The sequence below is a fragment of the Sphingomonas sp. genome (assembly GCF_051962185.1).
GTDB lineage: Bacteria > Pseudomonadota > Alphaproteobacteria > Sphingomonadales > Sphingomonadaceae > Sphingomonas.
In genome coordinates this window covers 1-9,515 of record NZ_JBQCCN010000096.1, presented here as the reverse complement: position 1 = coordinate 9,515, position 9,515 = coordinate 1, and the positions used below count along the sequence as shown (strand labels likewise).

General features: G+C 66.5%; 15 protein-coding genes. 5 read left to right on the top strand and 10 right to left on the bottom strand.

The features are described from left to right. The 4 genes from ACTHJR_RS05810 to hisB all read right to left on the bottom strand — a co-directional run. Nucleotides 1-216 (bottom strand): HisA/HisF-related TIM barrel protein (locus ACTHJR_RS05810; protein ID WP_440522180.1); only part of this gene is annotated, 216 nt, incomplete at its 3' end. Nucleotides 217-376: 160 nt separating this feature from the next. Beyond that, nucleotides 377-982 (bottom strand): imidazole glycerol phosphate synthase subunit HisH, encoded by a 606-nt coding sequence (hisH, locus tag ACTHJR_RS05805; protein ID WP_440522179.1) that lies wholly within the window; start codon nucleotides 980-982, stop codon nucleotides 377-379. Between the two features lie 46 nt (nucleotides 983-1,028). After that, complete coding sequence (locus tag ACTHJR_RS05800) at nucleotides 1,029-1,343, bottom strand: YciI family protein (RefSeq protein ID WP_440522178.1); 315 nt, start codon at nucleotides 1,341-1,343, stop codon at nucleotides 1,029-1,031. 1 nt (nucleotide 1,344) lies between these two features. Then, complete coding sequence (gene hisB, locus ACTHJR_RS05795) at nucleotides 1,345-1,932, bottom strand: imidazoleglycerol-phosphate dehydratase HisB (protein ID WP_440522177.1); 588 nt, start codon at nucleotides 1,930-1,932, stop codon at nucleotides 1,345-1,347. A gap of 71 nt (nucleotides 1,933-2,003) precedes the next feature. On the opposite strand from hisB, the gene ACTHJR_RS05790 reads away from it, so the two are divergent. The 3 genes from ACTHJR_RS05790 (at nucleotide 2,004) to fumC (ending at nucleotide 4,778) form a co-directional block, all read left to right on the top strand. Further along, entirely contained in the window at nucleotides 2,004-2,480 is a 477-nt protein-coding gene (locus ACTHJR_RS05790) for an SspB family protein (protein ID WP_440522176.1), read from the top strand. A 160-nt stretch (nucleotides 2,481-2,640) separates the two neighbouring features. After that, on the top strand, nucleotides 2,641-3,348 hold the full coding sequence (locus ACTHJR_RS05785) for a methyltransferase family protein (protein WP_440522175.1): 708 nt from the start codon (nucleotides 2,641-2,643) through the stop codon (nucleotides 3,346-3,348). A 38-nt stretch (nucleotides 3,349-3,386) separates the two neighbouring features. Then, nucleotides 3,387-4,778 (top strand): class II fumarate hydratase, encoded by a 1,392-nt coding sequence (gene fumC, locus ACTHJR_RS05780; protein WP_440522174.1) that lies wholly within the window; start codon nucleotides 3,387-3,389, stop codon nucleotides 4,776-4,778. Between the two features lie 117 nt (nucleotides 4,779-4,895). On the opposite strand, the gene ACTHJR_RS05775 is transcribed toward fumC, so the two are convergent. Further along, complete coding sequence (locus tag ACTHJR_RS05775; RefSeq protein ID WP_440522173.1) at nucleotides 4,896-5,375, bottom strand: SRPBCC family protein; 480 nt, start codon at nucleotides 5,373-5,375, stop codon at nucleotides 4,896-4,898. Then, a complete protein-coding gene (locus tag ACTHJR_RS05770; protein ID WP_440522172.1) occupies nucleotides 5,372-5,710 on the bottom strand; it encodes an ArsR/SmtB family transcription factor in 339 nt (112 codons plus the stop codon). The genes ACTHJR_RS05775 and ACTHJR_RS05770 overlap by 4 nt, the downstream gene beginning before the upstream one ends. Before the next feature lie 197 nt (nucleotides 5,711-5,907). Between ACTHJR_RS05770 and ACTHJR_RS05765 the strand changes: the two genes are divergently transcribed. Further along, entirely contained in the window at nucleotides 5,908-6,111 is a 204-nt protein-coding gene (locus ACTHJR_RS05765; protein WP_440522171.1) for a hypothetical protein, read from the top strand. Between the two features lie 31 nt (nucleotides 6,112-6,142). After that, the gene (gene gmk, locus ACTHJR_RS05760; protein ID WP_440522170.1) at nucleotides 6,143-6,799 is read left to right on the top strand and encodes a guanylate kinase; all 657 of its coding nucleotides are present in this window, start codon (nucleotides 6,143-6,145) and stop codon (nucleotides 6,797-6,799) included. Between the two features lie 261 nt (nucleotides 6,800-7,060). Here the strand turns inward: gmk and ACTHJR_RS05755 are convergent, their stop codons facing one another. Genes ACTHJR_RS05755 through ACTHJR_RS05740 form a run of 4 tightly spaced genes read right to left on the bottom strand, consistent with a single transcriptional unit; the run spans nucleotide 7,061 to nucleotide 9,247 of the window. Continuing rightward, nucleotides 7,061-7,741 (bottom strand): ATP12 family chaperone protein, encoded by a 681-nt coding sequence (locus ACTHJR_RS05755; RefSeq protein WP_440522169.1) that lies wholly within the window; start codon nucleotides 7,739-7,741, stop codon nucleotides 7,061-7,063. Beyond that, a complete protein-coding gene (locus ACTHJR_RS05750) occupies nucleotides 7,738-7,986 on the bottom strand; it encodes a hypothetical protein (protein ID WP_440522168.1) in 249 nt (82 codons plus the stop codon). Before ACTHJR_RS05750 ends, ACTHJR_RS05755 begins: the two co-directional genes overlap by 4 nt. Further along, the gene (locus tag ACTHJR_RS05745) at nucleotides 7,983-8,654 is read right to left on the bottom strand and encodes an HAD-IA family hydrolase (RefSeq protein ID WP_440522167.1); all 672 of its coding nucleotides are present in this window, start codon (nucleotides 8,652-8,654) and stop codon (nucleotides 7,983-7,985) included. The genes ACTHJR_RS05750 and ACTHJR_RS05745 overlap by 4 nt, the downstream gene beginning before the upstream one ends. After that, the gene (locus tag ACTHJR_RS05740; protein ID WP_440522166.1) at nucleotides 8,651-9,247 is read right to left on the bottom strand and encodes an FMN-binding negative transcriptional regulator; all 597 of its coding nucleotides are present in this window, start codon (nucleotides 9,245-9,247) and stop codon (nucleotides 8,651-8,653) included. Before ACTHJR_RS05740 ends, ACTHJR_RS05745 begins: the two co-directional genes overlap by 4 nt. Between the last annotated feature and the right edge of the window lie 268 nt (nucleotides 9,248-9,515).

Sequence of the window (9,515 nt, the reverse complement as noted above, 5' to 3'; positions counted from 1 at the left end):
GACCACCGCGCGGACGACGTCGCCATTGACCGACTCGCCGGCGAACGCGCCGTCGAGATCGACCATGTGGAGATGCTGCGATCCGGCCTCGGCGAAGGCCATAGCCTGGGCAACGGGATCGTCGCCGTAGATCGTGGCGCGATCCATGTCGCCTTCAGACAGGCGCACGACGTTACCGCCCTTGAGGTCGATCGCGGGGAAGATGATGAGGGACACTAACATTCCTCGCCGGAACGGGAAGGGGGACCAAGGCGCGTAGCGGCTTGGTGCAGGGGGCCCGCGACGAACGAGTAACAAGCCAAGAGGCAGCCGCAGGATGGGGCCCCTCCACCACTCGCTGCGCGAGCGGTCCCCCTCCCCGTTCCGGCGAGGATTTTCATGGCCGCCATTCTAGGAACCTTTCCAGCAGCGCTAACCCGTAACGCTGGCTCTTTTCGGGATGGAATTGCACGCCCGCCATATTGTCGCGCGCGATCGCCGCGACGACCGGGCCGGCGTGATCGGTGGTCGCGACCACGTCCGCGCCCTCGAAGGCATAGCTGTGCAGGAAATAGGCCTCGCCCGCCTCGATCAGCGGGTGAGGGCAGGTCGGGCGGACGTCGTTCCAGCCCATGTGCGGCACCTTGGCGGCGGGATCGGACGGGGTGAGCAAGCGGACACGGCCCTCGATCCAGCCGAGCCCGGCGTGCTCGCCCATTTCCTCGCCGATCTCGGCCATCAATTGCATGCCGACGCAGATGCCGAGGAACGGAACGCCGTCGTGCCGCACGCGCTGGTCGAGCGCATCGACCATGCCCGGCACCCCGCGCAACGCCGCCGCGCAGGCGCCGAACGCGCCGACGCCGGGAAGGACGATGCGATCGGCGCGACGCACGAGATCGGGATCGGCGGTGATCGCGACATCGGTCGCGCCTGCCGCTTTCAGCGCGTTGGCGACCGAGTGGAGATTCCCCGCGCCGTAGTCGATCAGGGCTAAAGTCATAGCCCCTCCCTTGAGGGGGAGGGGCTCGAGAAGGCCGAAGCGTCCATCATGCCCCCAAGACCGCCGCGATCGCGTCGGCCGCCATGCTGGCGTTGAACTCGATCACCTCGATCGTCGAGGCGCCGCTGGTCACGAAGGGGTCGCTCGCGGCGAGCGCCTCGACTTCGGCCTTGTGCCCGCGACAGACGATCAGGCCCCCGGTGCGCGGGTTGCGGCGTCCCGACAGCAGGAACAGGCCCTCGGCATAGCCGCGCTCGAGCCATTCGACATGCGGCTTCATGTGCCGGTCGACCTCGTCGAGAGGCACCACATAGGTGATCAGGATCAGGCAGGCCGGCGCGTCGGTGCGGGCCGTCGCCATGTCACAGCGTCCCCTTGGTCGAGGGGATGGCATCGGCCTTGCGCGGATCGATCTCGACCGCCTCCCGCAGTGCTCGGGCCAGCCCCTTGAACGCCGCCTCGGCGATATGATGATTGTTCGAGCCGTACAGCGTCTCGATGTGCAGCGTGATCCCCGCCGTGTGCGCGAACGAGTGGAAGAAATGTTCGAACATCTCGGTGTCCATCTCGCCGAGCCGTTTTTGCGAGAAGTCGGTCTTCCACACCAGGAACGGGCGTCCGGAAATGTCGAGCGCGACGCGAGTCAGCGTCTCGTCCATCGGCGACAGCGCGTCGGCATAGCGGCGGATGCCGCGCTTCTCGCCCAGCGCCTTGGCGATCGCCTCGCCGATCGCCAGCCCGGTGTCCTCGACCGTGTGGTGCTGGTCGATATGGAGGTCGCCGACCGTCTCGACGTCGAGATCGATCAGCGAATGGCGCGAGAGCTGTTCGAGCATGTGATCGAAGAATCCGATCCCCGTCGATACCGTGTAGGTGCCGGTTCCGTCGAGGTTGACGGAGACGTCTATCGACGTCTCGCTGGTCTTGCGGGTGATCGTCGCAGTGCGCATGGCGCCCCCATATGAGTGTGTTAGTCACCATGCAATCTTGACCCATGGTCTTGATCGGCTACCCAAGGCACATGAGTGATGGTCTGCCCGACAGTTTGATTCCGTATGACGAGATCGTGCAGGAGGCCCTGCGCGCCGTGGTAGGACGCGTGCTCGGCTCGGTCGCGGCCGGCGGCGGCCTGCCCGGCGAGCATCATTTCTACATCACCTTCAAGACCCAGGCGCCCGGCGTCAGCATCCCAGATCGCCTGATCGAGCGCTTCCCCGACGAGATGACGATCGTCCTCCAGAACCGCTTCTGGGACCTGACCGTCGACGACGAGCGCTTCTCGGTCGGCTTGAGCTTCAATCAGGTGCCGTCGAAGCTGGATATTCCCTATTCGGCGATCACCGGATTCCACGACCCCGCGGTCAATTTCGAATTGCGCTTCCAGGCGCAGGAAGGCCCCGACGGCCCCGAGCCGCATGACGAGGCCGAGAACGACCATGTCGAACGCGTCGACGACGGCTCGAACGTCGTGAGCGTGGACTTCAAGCGGAAGAAGTAACTGGCTGGCATTTGGCCGGGCCGACTTCGGCGGACAAGCGCGACTCCATATCCAATCGATCGTCATCCCGGCCTTGTTCCGGGGGCCGTCGTGCAGCAAATTATGCCCTCCGTTGTTGCACGGCGGATGCCGGGACAGGCCCGGCATGACGGAGCGGAACGTGACTGGCGAGCAACCGCAAGAGCCGCAGGCGATGTCGCCAGTCAAGGCAGTCATCTATGCGATCTCGCTTCCCTTATCGCTGTTGCTGCTGATCTTCCTGCCCGCAGGTAGCTTGGCATGGCTCCCCGGCTGGATATTCGTCGCAATCCTGATCCTCGGCTTCGGCATTTCCGCGCTCGCGATCGCGAAGATCAACCCGATCATCTATCGCGCGCGCAGCCGCTTCCAGCCGGGGACCGAGCGCTGGGACTTGCCGCTGGTCGGCGTGATCCTCGCGGCCATGGCGCTCACGATCCCGGTCGCGAGCATCGACGCCGGGCGGATGCATTGGTCGCACGTGCCGTTCTGGGTCGTCGTCCTGGGCTATGTCGTTTTGCTCAAGGGGATCGCGGTCACTGGCTGGGCGCAGGCGGTCAATCCCTATTTCGAGCCCGGCGTGCGCATCCAGTCGGAACGGCATCAGCGGGTGATCGACACCGGCCCGTATCGTTTTGTCCGTCATCCCGGTTATTCGGCGGCGCTGGCCATGTTCCTGGGCATGCCGCTCGCGCTCGGCTCTTGGTGGGGGCTGGTGCCTGCCGCGATCGCCTCGATCCTGCTGGTCGTCCGCACCGCGTGGGAGGATCGGCTGCTTCACGATCGCCTGCCGGGCTATCGCGACTATGCGGCGCACGTGCGGGCGAGGCTTGTGCCGGGCATTTGGTGACGCCAAGTCGGAGGTTACCGCCGCAACAGGAGACCGTGATGACCGATACGCGCAGCGAAACCGATTCGATCGGCGCGATCGAGGTGCCGGCGGATGCCTATTGGGGCGCGCAGACGCAGCGATCGATCGAGAATTTCCCGTTCGGCGAGCGCGAGCGGATGCCGATCGCGATCGTCCATGCGCTAGCGCTGGTGAAGCAGGCGGCGGCGCGAGTGAACAGGCAACATGGCCTGGCGTCCGAGAAAGCCGATGCGATCGAGGCTGCGGCGGCCGAAGTCGTCGCGGGCAAGCTCGACGATCAATTTCCGCTGGTGATCTGGCAAACCGGCAGCGGCACGCAGTCGAACATGAACGTCAACGAGGTGATCGCCGGCCGCGCCAACGAGATGCTGACAGGGAAGCGCGGCGGCAAGACACCGGTTCATCCCAATGACGACGTCAACATGAGCCAGTCGTCGAACGACAGTTTCCCGACCGCGCTCCACGTCGCGGCGGCGCTGGCGGCGACGCGCCAGCTACTTCCTGCGATCGATCGTCTCGCCGACGCGCTGCTCGCCAAGGCGAAGGCGTGGGACGATATCGTCAAGATCGGTCGCACGCATTTGCAGGACGCGACGCCGCTCACCCTGGGCCAGGAATTTTCGGGCTACTACGCTCAGCTCAAGCTTGCCCGCACCCGCACCGAGCCGTTCGTCATCCACGCGCTGTCGAAGCTCGCGCAAGGCGGTACCGCGGTGGGGACGGGGCTTAACGCGCCCGCCGGGTTCGCCGAGGAGATCGCTGCCGAACTGTCGACGCTGACCGGCTTCGCGTTCGAGACCGCGCCCAACAAGTTCGAGGCGCTGGCGTCGAACGACACGTTGGTCGATTTCTCGGGGCGGCTGAACAGCCTGGCCGTCGCGCTGACCAAGATCGCCAACGACATCCGCTTGCTCGGATCGGGGCCGCGCTCGGGGATCGGTGAACTGATGCTGCCGGCCAACGAACCGGGCAGTTCGATCATGCCGGGCAAGGTCAACCCGACCCAATGCGAGATGCTGACGATGGTCGCGGCGCAAGTGATCGGCAATCACCAAGCGGTGACCGTCGGCGGGATGCAGGGGCATCTCGAGCTCAACGTGTTCAAACCGATGATCGGCGCGGCGGTGCTGCGCTCGATCGATCTGCTGTCGGTCGGGATGAAGAGTTTCGCCGAGCGTTGCGTCGAGGGGATCGAGCCCGACCGGCGGCGGATCGCCGAACTGGTCGACCGCTCGCTGATGCTGGTGACCGCGCTGGCGCCGGAGATCGGCTACGACAATGCCGCGAAGATCGCCAAACATGCCCATGGCGAAGGGATGACGCTGAAGGAGGCAGGGCTGGATCTGGGATTGGTGGACGAAGCGACGTTCGATCGCGTGGTGCGGCCGGAAAAGATGGTGGGACGGTAGAAGTAGAAACAGACCCTCACCCTTCCCACCGCCTGCGGCGGCGGGCCCCTTCCCTCTCCCGCATGCGGGAGAGGGAGGGAGGCGCGAAGCGCCGGAAGGGTGAGGGTCTTTCTTCGATCACCCCTTGATCCGCGCGACTTCTCTCTCAAGCTTGTCCAGCGTCGTCCGCCAGCCTTCGGGCGCGCCGCCGATCGCCGCCTTGGCGCTCTCGTCGTAAATCTCATATTCCTGCCGCACCGAAATCAGCGAGCCGTCGCCGTCGTCGGTGAAGGTCACGAAAGTCCTGACCGCGAACGGCGCGTTGCCGCTGTCGTCGACATGCGCGCCGGCCTCGAACGACAGGCTCTCGTTCTCGACCACGTCGATGAAGCGGCCGTGGTTCCAGAACTTCTGGCCATCGGGCGCCTGCATGCAGAGGTCGAAGCGCCCGCCGGGCCGGCATTCGATTACCGCTTCGGGCGTCGTGAAATGTTCGGGGCTGAACCAGTTCTTCATATGCTCGGCGGTGGTCCAGGCCTGGAACACGATCGCGCGAGGCGCATCGAAATGGCGCTCGATCACGAGCGGTTCCGGGCGGATGATCGTCTTTTCAGTCATTTCTGCTGTCCTTTCAGGGTGTTGACGTAATCTTCCAGCTTGTCGAGCCGGCTTTCCCATTCGCTGCGGCAATCGGCCATCCAATGCTCGACCAGGCCGAAGGTTTGGGGATCGATGCGGCAGGTCCGGACCCGCCCGGCCTTATGCGACCGGACAAGCCCCGATTCCTCGAGCACCGCGAGGTGCTGCATCACGGCGGGAAGCGACATGGCGAAGGGGGACGCCAGTTCGCTCACCGACATCGGCCGCAACGCCAGCCGCTCGACCATCGCCCGCCGCGTCGAGTCGGCGAGGGCGTGGAAGACGCGGTCGAGGGACGGTGATTCGTTAAGCATGTGCTTAAGTATGACGGGGCGAACACTTTAGCAAGTGCTTTAGTGTCTTTTTTGCACCCCAGCGAAAGCTGGGGCCTCGCGCGGTGGTCCGATGCGGCTTGAGATCCCAGCTTTCGCTGGGATGACGGTCTGGGCGGGCGGCGGGGAACCTTCGCCACTATTCAGCGCTTCATCCCCGGATTTCAGGGAGATTCTGCATGATCGGAGACCTCATTGCCGCCACCATCGGCCGCGACATCGACCGTCGCGACGGGGAGGGCGGGACGCTCGGTGCGCTTGCCGGCGTGGTGACGTGGAAGGTCGCCAAGCGCGTCGTCCCGGCCGCGATCGTGCTCGGCGGCGCGGCGCTCGGCGCGCGTTATCTGATGCGCAAGTTCGGGAACCAGCCCGCCAGCGCTTGACGCGGCCCCCGCGCGCACGCCAGTAGCGCGCATGGTCGATCACCGTTCCTCGCAGCCGCCCGGCTTCAAACGCCGCGGGCTGATGTTCGTGCTGTCCTCCCCCTCGGGCGCGGGCAAGTCGACCATCGCCAATCGCCTGCTCAAGGAAGAGAACGGCCGGCTCAAGATGTCGATCTCCTACACCACCCGGCCGATGCGCCCGGGCGAGCAGGAGGGGCGCGAATATCATTTCGTCGACACCGACACGTTCAAGACGATGGTCGACGACGACGCCTTCCTCGAATGGGCGCGCGTGTTCGACCAGCGCTACGGCACCCCGCGCGAGACGGTGTTCAAGGATCTCGAGGCCGGACAGGACATCCTGTTCGACATCGACTGGCAAGGCGCGCAGCAATTGTTCCAGCTGGCCGGCGGCGACGTCGTCCGCGTGTTCATCCTGCCGCCCGGGCTCAAGACGCTGCGCCAGCGGCTCGAGGGGCGCCAGACCGACAGCCAGGAGATCATCGACCGCCGCATGGAACGCGCACAATCGGAAGTCAGCCACTGGGACGGCTATGATTATGTCCTGGTCAACGACGATCTCGACGATTGTTTCGAGTGCGTCCAGACGATCCTGACCGCCGAGCGGCTCAAGCGCTCGCGCCAACGCGGGCTGATCGGGTTCATCCGGAAACTGCCGGACAATTGAGAGCGGCGGGCTGCAAGCGCACCGCGGATCCTCGCTTATTGGTTCAGGTTTAACCTGCGCCCTATTTCCAAACCGTCACCCCGGCCTTGTGCCGGGGTCTGCCGCGCCGCACGTCATGGTCGCCGTTACGACGGGCATGACTCGCGGCGGGGCGGATCCCGGGACAAGCCCGGGATGACGAATTGAAGGTCCGACCAATTGGGCTCGGCAACAGACGACTTCTCTTGCATCGCCGCGCTCTCTCGCCCCCATTTCAGTCCACTAAACCAAGCTCAAAAACCGCGCGGCCGCGTCGAAATCCTTCCGCCGGGTCTCGCGCGCCTTGATCGCCAGATCGTCCTCGCCCCATTGCTCGGCTTGCCAATCCTCGTCGAGATTGGCCGCCGCCCACACCGTGTCGGCATGCATTGCCCGCTCGGCCAGGGCCAGCGCCAGTACCAGCGATCCGGTAATCGTGACGATCGGCGACAGCGGTGCGAGCTCGAACGCCGGGCGTGCGGCGATCGCGGCGGCGAGCCGTTCGACCGTCGCCTCGGGCTGGGGGCGATGCATCACGCCGGTCGCGATCTCGAAATGCACGTCGTAGCGGTCGCGCGCCCAGTCGAGCGGCGGGTCCCAGGTCGCTGCCTGCCGAGCGACGAGATCGGCTGGGCCGTCGGCGCGATAGCAGAGCAAGTCGCTCTCGCCATAAGCGGCCAGTCCGGCGGCGAAGGCGGCGGGTTCGGGCGCGATGCGGTCGATCGCGGCGTTGGCGAGGCCGGTCAGCGGCATCGCACGCGGATCGATATCGTCGCCCACCGCGCGCCATTCGTCGGCGACCGCTTCGGCCAGCGTCGCGCTCGGCAACAGCAGCGCCGCGCGGCCGGGCGTGCGCACCCGGCGGTCGTCGAGCCGCACGCCGCGCTCTGCGTCGACGCTCACGTCCTTCCAGAACCGCTTCATCGCCCCGTCTTGGTCGTCCGCGTGGGCGCTTCCCCGGGCGTGCGCCAGCGATGCGCGAGCGAGGCGGGAACCGCCCAGGACATGTACAGCGCCGACAGCACGATCGCGACGCCCAGCGCCTTGGGCGGCCAGGTCGGGGCACGCGCGATCAGCACGACGGCGAACACCGCCCCGGCGATGGCGACAAGCCGGACGGCGGTGATGATCAGCCAGCGATTGCGGGCCTGGGTGGCGGGATCGGTCATCGTGCCTCCAGATGATGCGGCAGATCGGCAACGGCAAGCGCGACGCCGTGCGCGCCGGCGGCGACCAGTTCGTCCGCCGGGTGATAGCCCCAGGCGACGCCCACCGCGCGGACGCCGGCATTGACCGCCATCAGGATGTCGAAGCTGGTGTCGCCGATCATCGCGGTCCGCGCGGGATCGGCGCCAGCCTCGGCGATCGCGGCCTCGATCATCGACGGATGCGGCTTGGACGGATGGCGGTCGGCGGTCTGCAGCGTGACGAAATGGTGCTTGAGGCCATGCGTGGTCAATATGTGGTCGAGACCGCGGTCCGACTTGCCGGTGGCCACGCCGAGCATCCAGCCGTCATCGGCCAGCCGCTCGATCAGCGCGCCCATGCCGTCGAATAGCGGTTCGTCGGCGAGCAGCCCGCCGGTACGCATCGCGAAGAATTTGTCGCGATAGGCCTGGGCGAGGTGCCGATGATCGGCCGGCGATGCGCTGGGCAACAGAGCGCGCATCACTTCGAGCAGGCTGAGTCCGACGGCGCGACGGATGCGGTCGCGGGACGGGACCTCGACGCGCGCTTCGCTGAACGTCTCTTCGAGCGCGCGGCAGATATTGGCCTGGCTGTCGACGATGGTGCCGTCGCAATCGAAGATCGCCAGCTTGGCCGCCGCGCCGCTCATGCGTTGCGCATCCAATGCGCGATGCCGCGGCGGCCCGACGCTTCGACGCCATCGGCGGCGGCGCGTCGAGCCGCCTCGGGCTTGTTCTGGCCGAGCTTGAGCGTGCCGCGCCAGGCGGCGATCTCCAGCCCGAAACCGACGATCGCGCCGGTCATCTTGGCGAAGATCGCCGGATCCATCTTGCGGCGCGTCCATGGCGCCTTGTCGAGCCGGCCTTCCTGTTCGGCGGTCAGTTGGTCGACCTGGGCGACCAAAGCGTCAGGCTCCATCCGCCGCATCACGCCTTCGAGCTCGACCGCGACATAATTCCAGGTCGGCACCTGATTGTCGTCGAGCCCATACCAATCGGGACTGACATAGCCGTCGGGGCCCTGCGCGACGAACAGCGCGCTCGCGCCATCGAGATGGCGGACGATGCCGTTGCCGCGCGCGAGATGGAGGCCGAGCGTGGCGTCGTCGAGCCACACGACGGGGACATGCGCCACGCGCGGGCCGTCGGGCGTGCCGCAGAACAAGGCGCCGAAGCCGAGCTCGGCGACCAGCGCGCGCATCGCCTCGCGATCTTCCCAGCGGAACGCGGCATTGGGATGCATCAGATCGTTGCCTCGATCGCGAGCGGTGCCGGCGATAGTCCGCCCCGGCGAAGGCCGGGAGCCAGGATCGAGCTGCCCAAGGGGAAAGCGAGAAGCTCTATCAGGTCAAGCATCGCGACTGGGCCCCGGCCTTCGCCGGGGTGGGTATGGAAGGCGAGAGGGCCGCGCGGAGCAAATGAAACTGTCATCACCGCCCCTTGCGCGGTGCCGGCTTGCGCGAGCCGCTCTTGCGCGGCGCGGCCGAGGCGCCGCGATTGCGCCGTTCGCC